This is a genomic window from Frisingicoccus sp. (assembly GCF_048388605.1).
Taxonomy (GTDB): Bacteria; Bacillota; Clostridia; order Lachnospirales; family Lachnospiraceae; genus Frisingicoccus.
Genome location: NZ_DBGCTU010000040.1, coordinates 1 through 19,684, shown reverse-complemented (window position 1 = coordinate 19,684; position 19,684 = coordinate 1). Strand labels below are relative to the sequence as shown.

The following is a 19,684-nucleotide window of genomic DNA, read 5'->3' as shown; positions in this document are numbered from 1 at the left end:
GAAATGATGAATACATTGTACCCACCATTTCTTTAAATTTGCCCGACTAATTTTCATCAATATTATCCGGTGTCAGGATGATCGGCTCAAGCTTGCCCGGATTTTTCTTGCGGTAAGATTCCATCAAAATAAGGACAACGATACCGATGGCCATATAAGCCACAAGGGACATCCATCCGGCAAAGTCGAGGGACAATGAGGACGCGATGACTACCCAAACGGATACCAGCATGCCAAGGAATAAGAAGGCGTTGCCGCCCGGAGCCTTATATGGTCTCGGCCACTCCGGATGTGTTTTCCGCAGCTTGTAGGCATCGAAGCAAACCATAAAGTAAACCAGTCCGGCCGCGATGCAGGAAACCGCATAAATGTACTGTACCCAGTTGCTTGCAGAGAAAATGCAGAAAAATACGGAGAACAGTAAAACAACAAAGTTTGATACATAAGGCTGACCGTATTTATTCAGTTTCTTAAATGGTGCAGGAAGCATATTTAACTGGGCAGCGCCGTAAAGTACACGGGCCGATGATGTCCAGAATCCCATAAATGTTGTAAATCCGTGCAGAGAACCGGCAATCAGCGCGCCCCAGGCAAAAATCATCGGAAGGCCAAGGGAACGGATCAGTTCCGGCTCCGGCATTGACATTTCAGCCAATTCTGTCCACGGCGCCATACCGCCGATAGCGATAACAACAACCGCATACATAATAGCCGGAATAAACAGGGCCGCCAGGATAACCTTCCACATGTTTTTAACCGGGAAAGTCGTCTCCTCTATCATTGTCGGCGTCATCTCGAAACCGATATATTTAATCGTCAATACGCCGGACGCGAGGAACAACCCATATCCGCCCTTCGGAAACCAGCCGCCGTGACCGAGTAAATTGTCAACGCTCCATTTTCCGCTTGTAAAGAACAGAATCATGATGCAGATCGAAATGCCGACCATTGAATAGAAAAAGATATTACTTAAACGGCCGGAAATCGATATATTAAAGTTGGAGATAATGTACCATATCACACATATGGCAACGGCGATCAGCATGGTCTGAGTTGTCGTAAATTCGATAAAGAATCCCAATGCTGTCGTCAAAATAAAGGCGCAGATCGGCGGTTCAACAATCTGGATCAAAAACATCAGCCACTGAATACACCAGCCAAACTTATGATTTGTCGCATTGGCTGTCCAGACAGCGACGGAAGATGAAAACGGCAGCAAAGCAACCATTTCCGCAAAGGCCAATCCGACAGGCACCAACAATACCGCCAGTCCCAGGAAGATAAATGCGGCTCCCGGCCCGGTTAAGGAGTACCAATAAGGACTCTCTGCCAGCCATCCGCCGATGACTGCTCCGGCAGCAATGGCAATCATTGTCATCATACTTAAGCTTTTTTTCAAGTGATTTCCATTATTATTCTCGCTCATTTTTCATACCTCGCTTTCCCTCGTATCACTTACGCATCGACACGTTTAAAATCTGCCGGTTCAACGGTTGGTTCAATCTGAAGCATAAAACCGGCAATCTTCCCGGTAAACGGATCCACATAATAAGAAATCGGTGCGGTGAGCACGGTCGTATCTTCTTTTAAACGGTGGGCTTTAAACACATCATAATGCCAGTGTTCCATGCGTACCGGCATATCCTTATACCAAAGAACAAGCTCTCCGTCCTTCTCTTCCACCCGATATGTGCCATAGCCCGGATGATTGAAGGAACCGGTATAATCGGAAAGCGGATGAGATGTTTTTGTATTCGGCACGGGCGCCGGCTGTCCTTCAAACAGATCCACATTCCAATGATAATAAAAGGCGTCATACTTGCCGTTCCACTCATGCAGACGGCCGGCCCAATCCACTTCCGGGTCACCGAGCAGCCGGTCAAATACGGTATAACAGCTGGTCATAAGAATCGGCATATTCAACGGTTTATGTACATTCATTGCCAGCATGATAATGATATTTTCATCCGGCAAAAAGCCTTCCAGTGTACAGAAGCCTTCAATCTCTCCCGTGTGCCATACGAATTTACGTCCGCGATAATGCTGGATAAACCAGGCCATACCATAGCTGCCATCCGTATCCACCTCCGGGAATTTCCACGGAAACATGTGCATCGGCGCCTGCATATGGTGCATTTCTTTCATATTCTTCTCAGAAACAAGCCGTTTTCCCTCATAAACACCTTCATTAAGGTGAAGAGTCAGCCACTTAAACATATCTTCAATATTTGAAACCACGCCGCAGGCTCCTCCGGCCACATCCATCTCCCACGGGCCGACCGGGACAGCGCCTCTGCCATCTTCCCAGTTCCAATATCCCTGGGCATGATTCGGCTGTTCATACATTTCATGGGCGGAAAGTAAACTGCTTATCATTCCGAGGGGCTCAAAAATACGGGTTCGAATCAAATCTTCCCATGCCTCCCCGGTGACGATTTCCGCAATGGCGCCGATGGCCGAATAAATCGTATTATTATACTGTGTGACTGTGCGGAAAGGCGCATTCGATTTGAGATAGCGCAGACGCATCAGCAAATCTTTTTTTGTACTCGAAGGGTCCGGCCACATTGCTTCATGGGGAGCAAGTCCCGTCCGATGGGTCAGCATATCCCGCAGTGTACAGTCCCTTGTCGCAAATTCATCATACATGGCAAATTCCGGAATATATTCCCGAATCGGTTTATCGTAATCAAGAATTCCTTCATCTACCAGCATGGCGATCAGACAGGAGTTAAAGGATTTCGAACAGGAGGCCATTCCATACAATGTGTTTTCATCTGCCGGAAGTTTCTTTTCCACATCCCGATAACCGTAACCGCCTTTGGCAAGCACCTTGCCGTCCTTCATCACGCCGTAGCTGAATCCGGGGATTCCCCAGTATTCCATTTCTGCAGGTAAAAAATCAAATAAATTCTCCATTTTTTCCACCTCTGTTTTTATTTATTTGAGTGCTTCAAGCAATTCATCTGTCGTAATGACATGACAATAAATATTATTTAAGATTTCAAGTTCATTTTCCTGAATCTTCTCTGTGGAAGCGCGGCAGGCATCTTCGATCAGCCATACCTTAAAGCTTTCATCCGCAAGACTCCGCACCGTGCCGGAAACACACTGATCCGTCAAAACTCCGGTAACGACCACCGTGTCGATTCCCATATTAAATAATGTCAGCCGCAGATTTGTGCCGGTCAATGCGCTGTCTGTTGTTTTTGTAAACACAATCTCATCCGGGAGCGGCTCAAGCTCCGGAACAATGTCGGCCAGCGGGTCGCCCGGCGCCAGCAAAAGCTCGTTATAACCCGTAGCTTTCTGATCCAGGGAACGTTCTCTTCCCGATTTCTGGCGGCACTGAATTTTCGCAAACATGACATCCATGCCATGGGCCCGAAAATAATCCAACAACCGTTTATTATTCGGCACAACCGTTGTATCTATGGCCTCATAAAACTGCTCCCACCGTTCGGCCTCCGCCTTCTGTGCCTCTGTCGGATTTTCAATCACCGGGCGCGTAATAAATACGTGCTGCATATCAATGATGAGCAATGCCGTTTTTTTCGGATCAATTTCGATTTTTCCATAATCATTATCATTTTCATAATAAAACGATACATGTCTGTCATTTACTTTCATCTGCATCTTCCCCCTTTGGTATATAAAATAGAAAAAGACCACACCGAATTAAATTCGTGTGGCCTCATTGCCTGTTTCTCATACGATGCATCACTCTATTATAGTAAAGCACAATCACATTAAATTGTCAAGAATATATCAATATAAATTATCCTATTTTGTACCGGTGGAACCAAAACCGCCTTCGCCCCGCTCCGTTGCGTCCAATTCATCCGTGAGAAGATACTCCGCCGTCAAAAAGGGCGTGATCACCATCTGGGCAATGCGCTCTCCATGCTCAACCGTCACTGCCATACGGGAATGGTTGTGCAGCGGCACCATAATCTCTCCGCGGTAATCCGCATCGATCACCCCGACTTTATTTGCCGGAGCCAGTCCTTTCTTGGTTGCCAGACCGCTGCGGGCATAAATCAGCCCCGCATACCCCTCCGGAATCGCCATAGCCAGTCCCGTTTTGATCAAAACTGTCTCACCCGGAAGAATATCCACAGGGGCATCCATACAGGCATACAGATCCGATCCGGCGCTGTATTTACTCCCATAAGTAGGAAGAATGGCGTTTTCTTTTAACTTTTTAACTTTCACCTGTTGTTTCATGGCCGTCCTCCTATTCATACCCTTCGACAATAACAACCCGGCCTTCCTTCAGAGATGCCGGAACATCGATCGTCCTCTGGTTTGCAGAACCTTTAAACCGTTTGGTCAAATCCTTTTCTTCCTCAATAAACTCGCCGTCAACAAGAACATCGATATAAGAAAGCATTTCTCTCGTTTCCGGCCAGTCCTCCACCATCCGTCCGACAATATCTCTGTCAAAGAGATAGCCCGAAAAGCACCAGATCGTTTTCTTCGGATACCGTTCCCGTACTTTTCGGAGCAATGGCAGAAGTCCCTGCTGATTCGCCCGCTCAAAAGGCTCTCCGCCCAGAAGGGTCAGCCCCCAGATATAATCCGGCTCCAAATACTCGATGATCTTATCAATCGTCTCTTCCGTAAACGGTTCGCCATAATTAAAATCCCAGGCTACTTCATTAAAACAATTTTTGCACCGATGGGTGCAGCCGCTCACAAAAAGCGAGATCCGCACCCCCGGCCCGTTGGATATATCATACTGTTTTATATCTGCATAATACATAGTTTACCGCCTTTAATCCGACTAAATATGAAGAACACGGGCAGCAATTTCCTTTGTTTTACCCACATTCCAGAAATTCTCGCCGAGATATCCGCAGGTACGCCGCGTTACATTCATCTTATCGTGGTCTTTATTGCCGCACTGCGGGCATTCCCATTCCAGATCATCATTGATGATGATCTCTCCGTCATAGCCGCACACATGGCAGTAATCGGATTTTGTATTAAATTCCGCATACTGAATATTGTCATAAATGAATTTAACCAGCTCTTCCAGTGCTTCCAGGTTGTGACGCATGTTTGGAATTTCCACATAGGAGATCGCGCCGCCGGCGGAAATCTTCTGGAACTGGCTCTCAAACTTAAATTTGCTGAAAGCATCAATCTTTTCACGAACATCCACATGATAGGAGTTTGTATAATATCCCTTATCTGTGACATCCTCGATCACGCCGAAGCGGTCCAGATCGATTCGTGCAAAACGATAACAGAGAGATTCTGCCGGTGTGCCGTAAAGACTGAAATGAATACCGGATTCCTTTCTCCATCTGTCTGTTGCCGAGCGCAGATGATTCATTACCTTTAAGGCAAATTCTTCACCTTCCGGCGTGGTATGGCTGACGCCCTTCATAATCTTCGTTACTTCATATAAACCGATATAGCCGAGTGAAAGCGTGGAATAACCGCCATGGAGTAATTTATCGATCTTCTCTCCCTTTTCAAGACGGGCAATGGCGCCGTACTGCCAGTGAATCGGGCTGACATCGGAAGTCGTTCCCTCAAGAGCTTTATGACGGCACATCAGCGCTTCATGACACAGTTCCAACCGTTCATCAAAAATCTTCCAGAATTTCTCCTCATCGCCCCGGGCCACAATGCCCATCTGAGGAAGGTTCAGGCTGACAACGCCCTGATTGAAACGGCCTTCAAACTTATAATTGCCGTTTTCATCCTTCCAAGGTGTCAGGAAACTCCGGCAGCCCATCGGGCTGAATACATTGCCTTCGTAGTTTTCGCGCATTTTCTTTGCGGAAATATAATCCGGATAGAGACGTTTTGCGGAACAGCGCACAGCCAGCTTCGTAATATAGTCGTATTTTCCGCCCTTCAGGCAGTTGTGTTCATCCAGAACATAAACCAGTTTCGGGAAGGCCGGCGTCACATAAACGCCCACTTCATTTTTAATACCTTCCAACCGCTGGCGAAGAATCTCTTCGATGATCATCGCGTTCTCTTCGATATATTCGTCATTCGGATCCAGATTCAAAAATACGGTAACAAACGGCGACTGTCCATTGGTCGTCATCAATGTATTGATCTGATACTGAATCGTCTGAACCCCGGAACGGAGTTCATCATTCAAACGGGTCTGCACCAGTCCCTCAATGGTCTCCGCATCCAGCTTGTCCCCATACTGTTCCTCAATCTGAGCTTTATATTTATTATAGCTTTTCCGCAGATATTTTCCGAGGTGACGGATATCCACCGACTGGCCGCCGTACTGGCTGCTGGCTACCGCAGAAATAATCTGGGTCATAACCGTGCAGGCCACCTGGAAACTCTTCGGGCTTTCAATCAATTTGCCGTTCATTACGGTGCCGTTGTCCAGCATATCCTGAATATTGATCAGACAGCAGTTAAAGATCGGCTGAACAAAGTAGTCCGCATCATGGAAATGAAGTACACCCTCTTCATGGGCCTTGGCAATCTTCTCCGGCAAAAGCAGGCGGCGGGTCAGATCCTTGGATACTTCCCCGGCGATCAGATCTCGCTGAGTGGAAGCCACCGTCGCATTTTTATTGGAGTTTTCCTCCATAACATCTTTGTTGCTATTCTTGATCAGACTTAAAATAGAATCATCTGTTGTATTCGCTTTTCTTACTAACTCTCTCTGATAACGGTAAATAATATAGGTTTTGGCCAGATCATATTTTCCCTCGGCCATCAGTTTCTGTTCAATAATATCCTGAATATCCTCTACCAACATACGTTTACGGTGACGTGTCTCTATATATTCAACGATGTTTTCAATCACATCTTCCGTAATTTTTTCTTCCGGCGGAACTTCCGCATTTGCTTTGGAAATGGCAACAATAATCTTACTTCTATCATAATTAACTTCCCGGCCATCCCGCTTAATAACTATCATAATTATCCCCCTTCTTTTTTCTTTTGGTTAGTGTCCTAGGCCATTATATCACTGTATGAAAAAAAAAGCTACTACAAAATACAAAATATAGAAAAAAAATTACGCCCAGCACAACATCTTGTACTGAGCGTTTTATCCCTATCCAAGTACCGTTTTCGCGATATCCACTGACTGTTTCGCATCCTTCGCGTAGAAATCCGCGCCGATCTGTTTCGCGTAATCTTCGGTCAACACCGCGCCGCCGACCCATATCTTACAGTCGCACCCGGCTTCATGCAGCGCCCGAATGGTTTCCTCCATACTCACCACGGTGGTCGTCATCAATGCGCTCAGGCCCACCAGTTTTGCCCCGGTTTTCTGAACGGCTTCCACCACCTTTTCAATCGGAACATCCTTGCCCAGATCAATCATCTCATAACCGTAGTTTTCCATAACGACCTTGACAATATTCTTGCCAATATCATGAATATCGCCTTTCACCGTGGCAATAATCACTTTGCCCTTTGACACGGTCTCCGCATCTTTCTGTCCGGCCATATATTCTTTTAAAACATCAAAGGCTTCCTGGGCTGTCGTCGCCGACTGAATCAGCTGCGGAAGAAAGAGCCTGCCCTTCTCAAAATCCACGCCGACTTTATCCAGCGCCGGGATCAGAATTTCATTGACGATCTCCATCGCCTGTTTTGTTTTCAAAAGCTCCCTTGTGGCCTCCGCCGCATATTCCCGAATTCCGTTTAACACGGCATACTCAAGACTTTTCGTATCCGACGGCTTTGCCGCCGGCGCCGCCGCCTGAGAATTTTTTTCTGCCTCTACGATCTTACTGTACTTGTCCACATAATATTTCGAGCCTTCATCCCTGTTGTACAGTACATTAAAACTGTCGATGGCCGCCATCATCGCCGCCACATTCGGATTGATGATCGGCAGATCCAGCCCATGAGCCATCGCCAGGGTCAGAAATGCCACGTTCACCAATTCCCGTTTCGGCAAACCGAAAGAAATGTTTGAAACGCCGAGCACGGTTTTCACGCCGAGCCGCTCTTTCACAAGCTGCATCGCCTTTAAGGTCTCCACAACCTCCTTCTGCTGCGCCGAGGCTGTCAGCGTCAGGCAGTCAATATAGACGTCCTCCTTCGGAATACCGTAGCTCTCCGCCTTGCGGACAATGCGCTCTGCCACCGCATACCGTTCCTCCGCCAGCAGAGGGATACCATTTTCATCCAATGTCAGGCCGACCACCGCCGCCCCGTATTTTTTAACCAGCGGAAGAATCTTTTCCATGACCGCCATTTCGCCGTTGACCGAATTGACGATCGGTTTGCCGTTATAGATACGAAGCCCGCTTTCAATAACTCCCGCATGGGAGGAATCAATCTGAAGCGGCACATCCACAACACCTTGAAGCTCTTTGATCACTTCCACCATCAAGCCGGCTTCATCAATCTTCGGCAGCCCCACATTCACATCCAGGATATGGGCCCCGGCTTCCACCTGGGAAATGCCCTGAGTCAATATATAACCGATATTATGATTTAACAGCGCCTCTTTAAACAGCTTTTTGCCCGTTGGATTAATGCGCTCTCCGATCACCCGGACACCGTCGATCTCCACTACCTGGGTACTGCTGCAGACCGCCGCCCGCTGAACAAAGGCCGGGCGCTCCGCCTTCCTTCCCTCGGCCTCCCTCCGGGAAAGCATCTTTTTCATTTCACGAATATATCCCGGCGTTGTCCCGCAGCAGCCGCCGATCATCCGGACACCCAGATCCATAAATTGATCCATCTGCTCCGCAAACTGTTCCGCGCTGATGTCATAACCGCCCGAATTCAGATTCGGAAGCCCCGCATTGGCCTTGATGATCACCGGCAGCGGCGTCCATTCCACCAGCTTCTTTGCCAGCGGATAAATATCATTTGGCCCGAGAGAACAGTTAATGCCGACGGCATCCACGCCAAGCCCCGTCAGCGTCAGCGCTGCGGCCTCCACCGTCACCCCCGTAAAGGTGCGTCCGTTTTTCTCAAATGTCATCGTTGAAAAGACCGGAAGGGTCGTATTTTCCTTCGCCGCAAGAACGGCCGCCTTCATCTCCAGCAAATCCGTACTTGTCTCTATAACGATCAAATCGGCTCCCGCCTCTGCGCCGACAGTCATCATTTCCTTAAACATATCGTAGGCTTCTTCAAATTTCAGGCTTCCGTTCGGCTCCATCAATTCCCCGATAGGTCCCACATCCAAAGCCACAGCCACATCTCTCCCGGAATCGGCAGCCGCTTTTTTTGCATTTTTCACTCCGGCAGTGACCAGTTCTTCCACCGAATAATCGCTGTAGCTCAGCTTATACCGGTTGGCGCTGAAGGTGTTGGCATAAATAATATCCGCCCCCGCCTCGATATATTGACGGTGGATATCAATGACAGCTTCCCCATGGGTCACATTTAATGCCTCCGGCACCTTTCCCATAGGAACGCCCGCCGCCTGCAGCATCGTTCCCATACCGCCGTCCAGCATGATGATCTTATTTTTTAAATCTAACATCTGGTTCCCCTCTTTCTAAACGCACACCGTTCGCGATTATTACAAAAATCACATTTATTCTTTCGCTCATCCCGCTTTGTATCACTGATTCCCAGGATGGCCGTCACCGACTTACTCGGCATCATCAGACAACTTCCTGTCAGGGACACGCCAATCTTCCGATGGGTATCCAGCACTCGAACTAATTCCCTTTGAGTTTCCAGCGGCAGATCGCCGTATCCCGGACTGAAACGCCAGGTCAAATGACAGCCCTCCGCCAAAACCTCCCGCTCCATCTCTTTTTCCGCCAGATGCGCAATCTGTTCCACAGCTTGAATACCGCAGCTGTCCATCACAACGCCCACATCCGGCGCCGTCACCATATAGCGGCGAATCCGTTTATCCAGTTCAATCCCTGCCGTTGCGCCAAGCAGAAACATTTCATCACAATTTTTCAAATGTTCCTGAATATCTCTGCCGCTTAATACAAGGGCTGTTCCCGGAATACATATCCCCTCGTCTCTCTTTTCAATCGGAAATCTTCTATATATATACTTCGGCTGAAGAACCTCCAGCGTCTCCGCCTCACACCGATCCAGGAGCTGCCCGATCCGCTCCGTTACCCCCGAATCTTTATAACCCAGATAGCGGAGAATCTCTTCCCTGTTTAAATGATCGATCATACCTGTCTGTTACAGCTTGCCAGTATATTTGAAATACTGTTCGTAATTCGTGTTGCTGTCTCCACATTATTCATTGTATAGAGGTGAATACCCCTCACATCATTATTGATCAAATCAATGATCTGTTCTGTCGCAAAGGCAATCCCCGCATCTTTTAAAGCTACCGGGTCCTGGGCATATTTATTCAACAATTTGGAAAATTTCACAGGAAAACTTGCTCCGCACATAGAAACGGTCCGCTCAATCTGGGCCTTATTAATGACCGGCATGATTCCGGCCTCGATCGGCACCCGGATCCCGGCCTTTTCCACCTTATCCATAAATTCATAGAAATGGTTATTATCAAAAAATAACTGGGATACAAGGTGGGTCACTCCCGCATCCACCTTTTTCTTTAAATTTTCAATATCCTCGTCGATATTCGCCGCATCACAGTGGCCCTCCGGATAGCAGGCCCCCGAAATATTGAAACTATCATCATAGCTCTTAATAAAAGCGGCCAGATCGCTGGCGTGTTCAAAATCAATGACATTATTATCCGGTGTGATATCGCCCCGGAGCGCAAGTATATTTTGAACGCCTTCCGCTTTCAGGCGGTCTAAAAACTCAATAATATCCTGTTTTGTCGAACCGACACAGGTAAGATGGCTGACCGGTTCAATCTGATATTCACTTTTGATCAAAGATGCAATCTCACAGGTTTTATTCTTCTGGGCCTCCGAGCCTCCGGCGCCGTAAGTCACACTGATAAAATCCGGCCTCAGTCCCCGAAGGCCATAAAGTGTATTATAGATCGTATCAATGGATGTGGTCTTTTTCGGAGGAAACACCTCCAGAGAGTAGACGACCTTTTTACTTTCAAATAATCGCTGTATATTCATAAAAATTCCCCCGCTTCATTCGTCATTTAGTCCATCTAATTATATCCCCCGGTACTTTTTTTTTCAATAATTTAATTCTTATAACTGGTTATCAGCCAGGCTGTCCTCCACAATTATTAAATTTTAATAACTCGTTGAATTATTAAAAAATCCATAGTAAGATAAAAAGGTAAAAAACCTTTTGGAGGTGGTTAAAAATGAAATTTACAAAAATGCACGGATGTGGAAATGATTATGTTTATGTAAACTGTTTTGAGGAAAAGATTGAAAATCCATCCGAGACAGCTAAACTGGTCAGCGACCGTCATTTCGGAATCGGTTCCGACGGTCTTATTCTCATCTGTCCATCAGATAAAGCAGATTTCCGCATGGCTATGTACAATCTGGACGGTTCCGAAGGTAAAATGTGCGGAAATGGCGTACGCTGCATCGCCAAATATGTCTACGATCATCATTTAACAGATAAAACTCAGATTTCCCTTGAAACCCTCGGCGGAATTAAATACCTGGATTTAAATATTAAAGACGGAAAAGTTGAAACGGTTACCGTCGATATGGGAGCTCCGATTTTAACACCGTCGGAGATTCCCGTTAATATTCCAAAGGAGCGGGCTGTGGATGAACCGGTGGAAATCGACGGAAAAGAGTGGCGCATCACCTGTATCTCCATGGGAAATCCCCATGCCGTTGTTTTTGTCGACGACACGGCCGGCCTGAAGCTGGAACAGATCGGGCCGCTTTTTGAAAAGCACCCGCTCTTCCCGGAACAGGTGAATACGGAATTTGTCCATGTAATTGACCGCCATACTGTGGATATGCGCGTCTGGGAACGGGGTTCCGGCGAAACTCTGGCCTGCGGCACCGGCGCCTGCGCCACGGCAATGGCCTGTATTCTGACCGGGCAGACAGATAACGAAGTGCTTGTTCACCTTGTCGGCGGTGATCTGCTCATTCAATATGACGCTGAAAAAAATACCGTATTTATGACGGGGCCGGCCACAGAAGTTTTCAGTGGTGAAATCGAGCTGTAATTTATTTTTGAAAGGAATTTACTATGAAATTATCTCAGTTATTAGAACGAATGGAGTATACCTGTGTCCAGGGTTCGGCAGATATTCCGATATCCCATCTGCTTTATGACTCCCGAAACGCCTGCCCGGACGGCGTATTTGTCTGCATCAGCGGCGCTGTCATGGACGGACATACATTTATCTCCGATGTTGTTATGAAGGGCGTCACCGCAGTCATCGTGGAAAAGGATGTGAAGGCTCCGGCCCATGTCACCGTCATTCGGGTGGAAAACACACGGGTTGCTCTGGCTTACATGTCCGCCGCCTATTTCGGATATCCGGCGGAACAATTAAAAACCATCGGTATTACCGGCACAAAAGGAAAAACGACTACAACATATATGGTGCGTTCCATCCTGGAAAACTCCGGTTTTAAAACCGGGCTGATCGGCACCATCGAAACCATCATCGGCAAAAAGGTGATAAAAGCCAATAATACGACTCCGGAATCTTATCTTGTCCAGCAGTATTTCCGTGACATGGTCAATGCGGGCTGCGAATGTGTCGTTATGGAAGTATCCTCTCAGGGACTGATGCTTCACCGTGTTGACGGCTTCACCTTTGATTACGGTATTTTTACCAATCTCGGGCCGGATCATATCGGGCCAAACGAGCATAAAGATCTGGATGATTATATTCACTGCAAATCCTTATTATTCCAGAAGTGCCGTCACGGCATCGTCAATATCGACGACAGCTATGTGGAGCGCATCATCGAGGGGCATACCTGCGATCTGGAAACCTTCGGCATGTCGGAAAAAGCCGATTTCTGCGCTTCCAATATGAAACTGCTCCAAAAACCGGGACTGCTCGGCGTCACCTACCACCTGTCGGGCCGCATGGATTTGAATGTGGAAATCGATATTCCGGGCCGTTTCAGTGTGTACAACTCCCTGACAGCCATTGCCATCTGCCACCATTTCAACGTGCCGAATGAAAACATTCTGAAGGCGCTGACAGATGTCCATGTCAAAGGGCGGCTGGAGACCATTCCGATTTCCCCGAAATTTACACTGATGATCGACTATGCCCACAACGCCATGGCTCTCGAAAGCCTGCTGATCTCCCTGAAAGAATATCAGCCAAAACGGCTGGTGACCTTATTCGGATGCGGCGGAAACCGGGATCCGCATCGCCGCTATGAAATGGGAGAGGTTTCCTCAAACCTTTCCGATCTGACCGTCGTCACCTCGGATAACCCAAGATTTGAGGAACCGATGGATATTATCAATGACATTTTGATCGGTGTCCGCAAAGGACCGGGAAAATATGTCACTATCCCGGACCGCAAGGAAGCCATAAAATACTGTATTGAAAACGCTGAAGAAGGCGACGTCATTATTTTAGCCGGCAAGGGCCATGAGGACTACCAGGAAATCAAGGGCATTAAATACCCGATGGATGAGCGGGATCTGATTGCCGATATTCTGGCCGGAAGATAAAAAAATGGGGATATCCACTTATAAAATGGATATCCTCTTTTTTGGTTTTTTTAATCCTAGAAACCTTCCTGCCGACGCAAAAGTCTCAGCTCCCGGCGTTTCACAGCGGTTTCCCATTCCATCCGTTCACCATCATTTTCCAAAATCAATCCGGGAACTTTCATTGGCTTATCATCCTTTCCCATACACACCATAACAAAATATGCACGATTGATCGGATAACGTTTTCCCTCCGCATCTTCTCTGTATGTATCGATACGAACTTCCATCGAAGTCGTTCCCACATGAGTAATCTTTCCAATGATGACAACAATGTCATTTAAATAAACACCGGATTTAAAATAAGTATTATCAATAGCCACTGTTGTAGCATCCCGGCCGCAGTGGCGCCTTGCCGTAGCTCCGGCCACCTCGTCGATCCATGTTAAGAGCTGACCTCCAAACAAACGTCCAAAACCGTTAATATCCGGCGGCATCACTATCCGATGCTGCACTGTTTTTGAATCTGATACTTTTTTAGCTTCCATATAACCTCAGTCCTTTCTATCTAAGCCTAATCTACGGGTTAATGTTTTTACTATTCTAATATACACAGCCCCAAAATACAAGTTAAGTATTTCATAAAGATTTGTAAGCTGTAGCCAAATATTTGTAAATATTGTATACTGTTTTTATCACGTATTGAGGGAGGCTGCCTATGGAAAAAGAAATTGCAAAAAACAAAACAGTTGAAGAAAAAATGGCACTGGCTGATGAAATCAGCCGTGGATATTTTCGTCAGGGGTTAAATTGTACCGAATGTGTCCTTCGCACATTCATGGATATGTATGATGTTGAACTTCCGGAAGATGTCCTCTGCATGGCTACCGGTTTTGGCGGCGGCATTGGCCACACCAAAAATATATGCGGTGCCATCACCGGCGCTGTTATGGCCCTTGGAACCGTAAAAGGACGGCGGAATCCATTTGGCCCAAAAGAAGAAACGGGACAGCGCATCAAACATCTTCAGGGGGATATTTATCCTGTTTTTGGTGAAATGGTAACAGAAATCGAAAACAAATACGGCACGTTGATCTGCCGTGAAATGTCACAGCCATTTGGCGACTTTGATTCCAAGCCGCGCAAAAAGAACTGCATGGAAATTATTGCTTACTGCGCCCGGCTTGCCGTCAAATATGCTGAAAATTAATTTTAATCGAACGGGAGGCGGCAATTCAGCCGCCTCCCGCCATTCTGCAAAAATATTTAATCGGCAACAATAACGCCGTTTTCACAATCAAGATTTACAAACACACCGCTCTTTAATACATCCGTCGCATTTCTGACATTCATCAGCACCGGAATATCCAGGCTGAGCCCAACCGTCACCGCATGAGCCTCCGGATTGGATTTCTCAATAACAATACCGGAAGCTGTTCTCAACTGTTTCAGCATATAATTATTTGTATCCGTTGTTACGACAATGTCCCCCGGCTGATAATGCTCCATTAAATCCTTTTCTGAGCGGCACACACATAAACGTCCATGGACCTTCTGTTTATTAATACCCTCTCCATTCGCCAGAATATGGCCTACAACCTGTACCTTCAACATATTCGTTGTGCCTGAAACACCCAATGGAACCCCGGCCGTGATCACCGTTACATCCCCCTGCTTTACATAGCCTTTTTTCATAGCTTCCTCAACCGCCGCCTCAAATAATTCATCGGTTGTTCCTTTTTCTTCAATGATCAAAGGCTGAACTCCCCAGGAAAGATTCAGCTGACGCCATACCCCCGGAGACATGGTACAGGCAATAATCGGACAGGTTGGCCGGAACTTTGAAATCATCCGGGCGGTTCTTCCCGATTTAGTTACTGAAATGATCGCAGCCGCATTCAAATCCATACCTGTCGTACAGGTTGCATGAGAAATGGCATTGGTCACATCCGTAATCGCCTCTGTTCCAAGTTCATTAAAACGACGGCGATAATTAATATCAATTTCTGTGCGCTCCGCAATTTTTACCATGGTCTGCACTGCTTCCACCGGATAAGCGCCGGCTGCCGTTTCTCCCGAAAGCATAATGGCGCTTGTTCCATCATAAATTGCATTCGCCACATCCGTTGCCTCGGCACGGGTCGGCCGCGGATTTTTCATCATTGACTCCAGCATCTGTGTCGCTGTGATCACCTGCTTTCCGGCCTGATACACTTTTCGGATAATTTTTTTCTGAAGCACAGGCACTTCTTCTAACGGAATCTCAACGCCCATATCGCCGCGGGCCACCATAATACCGTCGGATACCCGAATAATTTCGTTGATATTCTGAACACCCTGCATATTTTCAATTTTCGCAATAATCTTAATGGACTGTCCATTTTTTTCCTCAAGAATCTTTCGAATCTCCAAAATATCTTCTGCTGTTCTCGTAAAGGATGCAGCGATAAAATCAAAGCCATTCTCAATGCCAAAGCAAATATCCTCATAATCCCTCGGACTGATAAACGGCATGGACAATACCGTATCCGGCACATTGACTCCCTTCTGGTTTGAAATCACACCGGCGTTGACCACCGTACAGAAAATTTCCGTATCCTCAATATCATCAATATAAAGTTCTATTAAACCATCATCCAATAAAATCCTGCCTCCGGCTTTGACATCCTTCGGCAAATCCTTATAGGTAATGGCTGCAATTTCCGAATTTCCAACGATATCACGGGTTGTCAAAATAAATTTTCCACCCTGTTTTAATTCTGCTTTTCCGTTTTCAAACGTTTTAAGACGAATCTCTGGGCCCTTCGTGTCAAGAAGAGCTGCCACAGGAAGATTTAATTCCTCCCGCAATTTTTTTACACGATTTAACTTTTCCAACTGCTCCTCATGAGTACCGTGGGAAAAATTAAATCGGGCGACATCCATTCCTTCAATCATCAATTTTCTTAAAATATCTTCACTTTCCGACGCCGGTCCGAGCGTACATACAATTTTTGTCTTTCTCATAATCTACTCCTTTGCTTCTTTACAATCTTCCGACATACTTTCATTCCGGGTCCGCTCCCGGACATCCAGACAGATTAAACGATAAACTGTCGCCGTCAACGGCACTCCGATCAACATTCCGGGAATTCCGCCAAGACCGCCTCCAATGGTAACAGCCGCCAATACCCATATTCCCGGAAGCCCAATGGATGCTCCCACAACCTTCGGATAGATTAAATTACCTTCGAGCTGCTGAAGAATAACTATAAACACAAGAAAAGCTAACGACTGAATCGGAGACACGGTAAAAATCATAAAAGCCCCGACAACCGCCCCGATATAAGCGCCCACCATAGGGATTAACGCCGTAGCTCCGATAAAAGTCCCAACCATCGGCGCATATGGAAAACGCAGGATCAACATACCTACAGTACATAAAATACCCAAAATAACTGCTTCCACACACTGTCCGGTTATAAAACTTGTAAAACATTCATTTGCCGTATAAATTATATGATTGACAGTTTTCATATGAGGCTTTTTCATATATACTTTCTGCAGGGTTTTCACCTGCGACTGAAGTTTTTCCTTATTCATTAAAATATATACGGCAAAAATCGTCGCTATCGCTATATTGACAACCGAACTTAAAATATGCGAAATAAAACTGAAAGCCGAATTCAACATAGAACTGAAGCCACTGGTTACATAAGTAAATATCTTATTAAACATTTCCTGCCAGTTTATTTCCATAGCTCCAATCCGTTCCGCCAAAGATGGAAATAAATTTCCATTGTCCACGATCCAATCCTGAATCTTTTCAAAGTAAACCGGTATCTCATCGGCCATCACAGAAAAAGCCTGCACCAATTCGGGCAGTACAATTCGTATAATCAGAAATATAACTCCGAAAACCAAAAATATAGAGAGAAAAACGCACACACCTCTTCTGGCCCGCAAGGCAACTCTACTATTCGTATCCGGAAACCAATGATTTTCAAGCACCTTCATAATAATGTTCAAAACATAAGCTACCAGGCATCCTAAAATAAGCGGAAAGGCAACATTCCAGATTTGGCTGAACCACGAAAATACTTTATCAAAACGAATCACTAATAAAACCAGCACAGCAATACATATGCCATATTTTAAAAACATTTTTAAATTCTTGCTAATAAATAATCCCCCCTTGGGGCACCCTCCGTAAGGAAGGTGCCCCGAAATGACTTTTGTGTCTAAACTAAATAATTAAATTCATTGAACGGTGTGGCCATATCGGTTATACCGTTTTTACGCTTCGTTTTCGGGTGTAGCGCTATCTTTTTGTTACGCGGCTTTTTCAAAGTGCGTAACCCACTATGACACTTTCAGCCTTGCGGCTGCAAAGTGCCGGCGGGCTCTATTCTAATTTCCAATTGGCGTATGTTTCATCGTGGTAATTCGGGTATGTAACGTAGGTTATCTTTTTCTCTTTTTGTTCTATCAGATCAAACAATTTATTCTCGGACAGGATAACACAAAAAGAGAGATTTACGCTTTTGCATTTTTGTATTGTTTCTTTAGGGACATTCCTGAAAGCAGAACCGTCTTCAATGACGATCATAATCTGTTTCGTGCAATACAGACATACCGGTGTCATGATGAGCGTATCTCCTATTTTGCATTTTTCATGCAGAAAACGGTTCTCTTCACGGTGCCGGTTCACCCATTGGAGGATTGCCTCTGCCGCAGAGGCAATCTCTGATGAACCATCCCAAAACAGCCAGTCAGAAATGCCAGACTCATCTCTGAGCTGGTCAACTTCTTGGCGTATCTTGCTCAGATATTCTTCAAATGGTGTTCCACGGTAAATATGTCGGGAATCGATATGCTCCATATACTTTTCTGAAAACCCCTCCGGCAATCGCCCGTCCGTCTCCAGAAAATCTTTAAAATGCTTCTGAATTTCCTCCCTTACAGATGTCGCTGTTTCCTCAAACTTTTTTTCCTGTTTCTTTTTCTTTGTTTCCAGTATATTTTTGATAAAACTCATAACTCTTAAAGAACCTCCCTTATCACATAATTGAAGTTCGTACGATAGGTATAGGTTTCGTTTCCGATAACTTCCCATTTGCCGCTTAAACATGAAAAATCATACCAGGGATTTATGGAAAATTCTACTGCGTAATTTGGAAAATATCCCTTACCGCTTCCGAAGTGTGATTATGTGTAAATGATGTCTGTATTGGGAAGACGCTATACTAACTGAATGGAAGACTACTTCCTTATGCAGCCTCTCCCTTGCTGTCATTCTTTTCATTCTAACATATTCTTATAGAATAAAAAAGCCCAACTACACAAAATGTAATTGGACTTTTCATTCGATGAGGCATCGGGGATTCGAACCCCGGACAACTTGATTAAAAGTCAAGTGCTCTACCGACTGAGCTAATACCCCATATCAGCGAATATACTATTGTATCACTGATAAAGTGCCCAGAACCGGAATCGAACCAGTGACACGAGGATTTTCAGTCCTCTGCTCTACCGACTGAGCTATCTGGGCAAATAAATGGTCATCCAAAGAATCAAATTCTCCGGATGAATTATATTTCGTTTTTTAAGAATTGCGGGGGCAGGATTTGAACCTACGACCTTCGGGTTATGAGCCCGACGAGCTACCGAACTGCTCCACCCCGCGGTATAAAACTGAAAAATTTTTCAGAAAATGGATGGAGAAGGATTCGAACCTTCGAAGTCGTCGACAACAGATTTACAGTCTGCCCCCTTTGGCCACTCGGGAATCCATCCATATGCAAGCCGATGATCGGACTCGAACCGATAACCTGCTGATTACAAATCAGCTGCTCTGCCAATTGAGCCACATCGGCTTAGTATCTTCGCCATCATTCGGCGAAAATGGGGCCTACAGGGCTCGAACCTGTGACCCTCTGCTTGTAAGGCAGATGCTCTCCCAGCTGAGCTAAGACCCCATATACTAATTTAACATCAGTACATCTGTATAATGTTAAACGACCCAGAAGGGACTCGAACCCTCGACCTCCGCCGTGACAGGGCGGCGCTCTAACCAACTGAGCCACTAGGCCACAAAGACACATATGCCTTCAAAACTACACACTGAAAATGTTTCCCATCCCATTCTTTCCTCTTTGACCAGCCTCCTGGTCATGCCCTCGACCGATTAGTGACAGTCAGCTCCATGCATTGCTGCACT

16 protein-coding genes and 7 tRNA genes are annotated in these 19,684 nt (G+C 46.1%); 3 read left to right on the top strand and 20 right to left on the bottom strand.

Going from position 1 to position 19,684, the window contains the following annotated elements; translation table 11 throughout:
* Positions 1–46: 46 nt before the first annotated feature.
* From ACMN7X_RS10725 to metF, 9 genes are all read right to left on the bottom strand, one after another.
* The gene (locus tag ACMN7X_RS10725) at positions 47–1,426 is read right to left on the bottom strand and encodes an APC family permease (protein ID WP_418747460.1); all 1,380 of its coding nucleotides are present in this window, start codon (positions 1,424–1,426) and stop codon (positions 47–49) included.
* A gap of 29 nt (positions 1,427–1,455) precedes the next feature.
* The gene (locus tag ACMN7X_RS10720) at positions 1,456–2,919 is read right to left on the bottom strand and encodes a serine hydrolase (RefSeq protein WP_418747459.1); all 1,464 of its coding nucleotides are present in this window, start codon (positions 2,917–2,919) and stop codon (positions 1,456–1,458) included.
* A gap of 21 nt (positions 2,920–2,940) precedes the next feature.
* Complete coding sequence (locus ACMN7X_RS10715; RefSeq protein WP_418747458.1) at positions 2,941–3,630, bottom strand: cysteine hydrolase family protein; 690 nt, start codon at positions 3,628–3,630, stop codon at positions 2,941–2,943.
* Positions 3,631–3,783: 153 nt separating this feature from the next.
* The gene (gene dut / locus ACMN7X_RS10710) at positions 3,784–4,227 is read right to left on the bottom strand and encodes a dUTP diphosphatase (RefSeq protein WP_418747457.1); all 444 of its coding nucleotides are present in this window, start codon (positions 4,225–4,227) and stop codon (positions 3,784–3,786) included.
* Between the two features lie 10 nt (positions 4,228–4,237).
* The gene (gene nrdG / locus ACMN7X_RS10705) at positions 4,238–4,765 is read right to left on the bottom strand and encodes an anaerobic ribonucleoside-triphosphate reductase activating protein (RefSeq protein ID WP_418747456.1); all 528 of its coding nucleotides are present in this window, start codon (positions 4,763–4,765) and stop codon (positions 4,238–4,240) included.
* A 21-nt stretch (positions 4,766–4,786) separates the two neighbouring features.
* Positions 4,787–6,913: an anaerobic ribonucleoside-triphosphate reductase gene (nrdD, locus tag ACMN7X_RS10700; protein WP_418747455.1), complete on the bottom strand. Its 2,127-nt coding sequence runs from the start codon at positions 6,911–6,913 to the stop codon at positions 4,787–4,789.
* A 138-nt stretch (positions 6,914–7,051) separates the two neighbouring features.
* Entirely contained in the window at positions 7,052–9,451 is a 2,400-nt protein-coding gene (locus ACMN7X_RS10695; protein WP_418747454.1) for a homocysteine S-methyltransferase family protein, read from the bottom strand.
* Positions 9,445–10,113, bottom strand: coding sequence for a vitamin B12 dependent-methionine synthase activation domain-containing protein (locus ACMN7X_RS10690; RefSeq protein WP_418747453.1), 669 nt, complete (start codon positions 10,111–10,113; stop codon positions 9,445–9,447). Before ACMN7X_RS10690 ends, ACMN7X_RS10695 begins: the two co-directional genes overlap by 7 nt.
* Positions 10,110–10,994: a methylenetetrahydrofolate reductase [NAD(P)H] gene (gene metF, locus ACMN7X_RS10685; RefSeq protein ID WP_418747452.1), complete on the bottom strand. Its 885-nt coding sequence runs from the start codon at positions 10,992–10,994 to the stop codon at positions 10,110–10,112. The genes ACMN7X_RS10690 and metF overlap by 4 nt, the downstream gene beginning before the upstream one ends.
* Before the next feature lie 197 nt (positions 10,995–11,191).
* Between metF and dapF the strand changes: the two genes are divergently transcribed.
* Together dapF and ACMN7X_RS10675 are read left to right on the top strand one after the other, a co-directional pair.
* Entirely contained in the window at positions 11,192–12,025 is an 834-nt protein-coding gene (gene dapF, locus ACMN7X_RS10680) for a diaminopimelate epimerase (protein ID WP_418747451.1), read from the top strand.
* Between the two features lie 23 nt (positions 12,026–12,048).
* On the top strand, positions 12,049–13,506 hold the full coding sequence (locus ACMN7X_RS10675) for a UDP-N-acetylmuramoyl-L-alanyl-D-glutamate--2,6-diaminopimelate ligase (RefSeq protein ID WP_418747450.1): 1,458 nt from the start codon (positions 12,049–12,051) through the stop codon (positions 13,504–13,506).
* Positions 13,507–13,562: 56 nt separating this feature from the next.
* On the opposite strand, the gene ACMN7X_RS10670 is transcribed toward ACMN7X_RS10675, so the two are convergent.
* Positions 13,563–14,033: an acyl-CoA thioesterase gene (locus ACMN7X_RS10670; protein WP_418747449.1), complete on the bottom strand. Its 471-nt coding sequence runs from the start codon at positions 14,031–14,033 to the stop codon at positions 13,563–13,565.
* A gap of 170 nt (positions 14,034–14,203) precedes the next feature.
* Between ACMN7X_RS10670 and ACMN7X_RS10665 the strand changes: the two genes are divergently transcribed.
* The gene (locus tag ACMN7X_RS10665; protein WP_418747448.1) at positions 14,204–14,695 is read left to right on the top strand and encodes a C-GCAxxG-C-C family protein; all 492 of its coding nucleotides are present in this window, start codon (positions 14,204–14,206) and stop codon (positions 14,693–14,695) included.
* Positions 14,696–14,751: 56 nt separating this feature from the next.
* Here the strand turns inward: ACMN7X_RS10665 and pyk are convergent, their stop codons facing one another.
* The 10 genes from pyk to ACMN7X_RS10615 all read right to left on the bottom strand — a co-directional run bounded on the left by pyk (position 14,752) and on the right by ACMN7X_RS10615 (position 19,556).
* Entirely contained in the window at positions 14,752–16,491 is a 1,740-nt protein-coding gene (gene pyk / locus ACMN7X_RS10660) for a pyruvate kinase (RefSeq protein ID WP_418747447.1), read from the bottom strand.
* A gap of 3 nt (positions 16,492–16,494) precedes the next feature.
* Positions 16,495–17,628, bottom strand: coding sequence for an AI-2E family transporter (locus ACMN7X_RS10655; RefSeq protein WP_418747446.1), 1,134 nt, complete (start codon positions 17,626–17,628; stop codon positions 16,495–16,497).
* Positions 17,629–17,869: 241 nt separating this feature from the next.
* A complete protein-coding gene (locus ACMN7X_RS10650; RefSeq protein ID WP_418747445.1) occupies positions 17,870–18,502 on the bottom strand; it encodes a hypothetical protein in 633 nt (210 codons plus the stop codon).
* 332 nt (positions 18,503–18,834) lie between these two features.
* Positions 18,835–18,907: transfer RNA gene (locus ACMN7X_RS10645), tRNA-Lys, on the bottom strand.
* A gap of 35 nt (positions 18,908–18,942) precedes the next feature.
* Positions 18,943–19,015, bottom strand: a tRNA-Phe gene (locus ACMN7X_RS10640).
* Positions 19,016–19,076: 61 nt separating this feature from the next.
* Positions 19,077–19,150, bottom strand: a tRNA-Met gene (locus ACMN7X_RS10635).
* Between the two features lie 28 nt (positions 19,151–19,178).
* A tRNA-Tyr gene (locus ACMN7X_RS10630) sits at positions 19,179–19,260 on the bottom strand.
* A 7-nt stretch (positions 19,261–19,267) separates the two neighbouring features.
* Positions 19,268–19,340 (bottom strand) — tRNA-Thr (locus ACMN7X_RS10625).
* Positions 19,341–19,369: 29 nt separating this feature from the next.
* A tRNA-Val gene (locus ACMN7X_RS10620) sits at positions 19,370–19,442 on the bottom strand.
* A 40-nt stretch (positions 19,443–19,482) separates the two neighbouring features.
* Positions 19,483–19,556, bottom strand: a tRNA-Asp gene (locus ACMN7X_RS10615).
* Between the last annotated feature and the right edge of the window lie 128 nt (positions 19,557–19,684).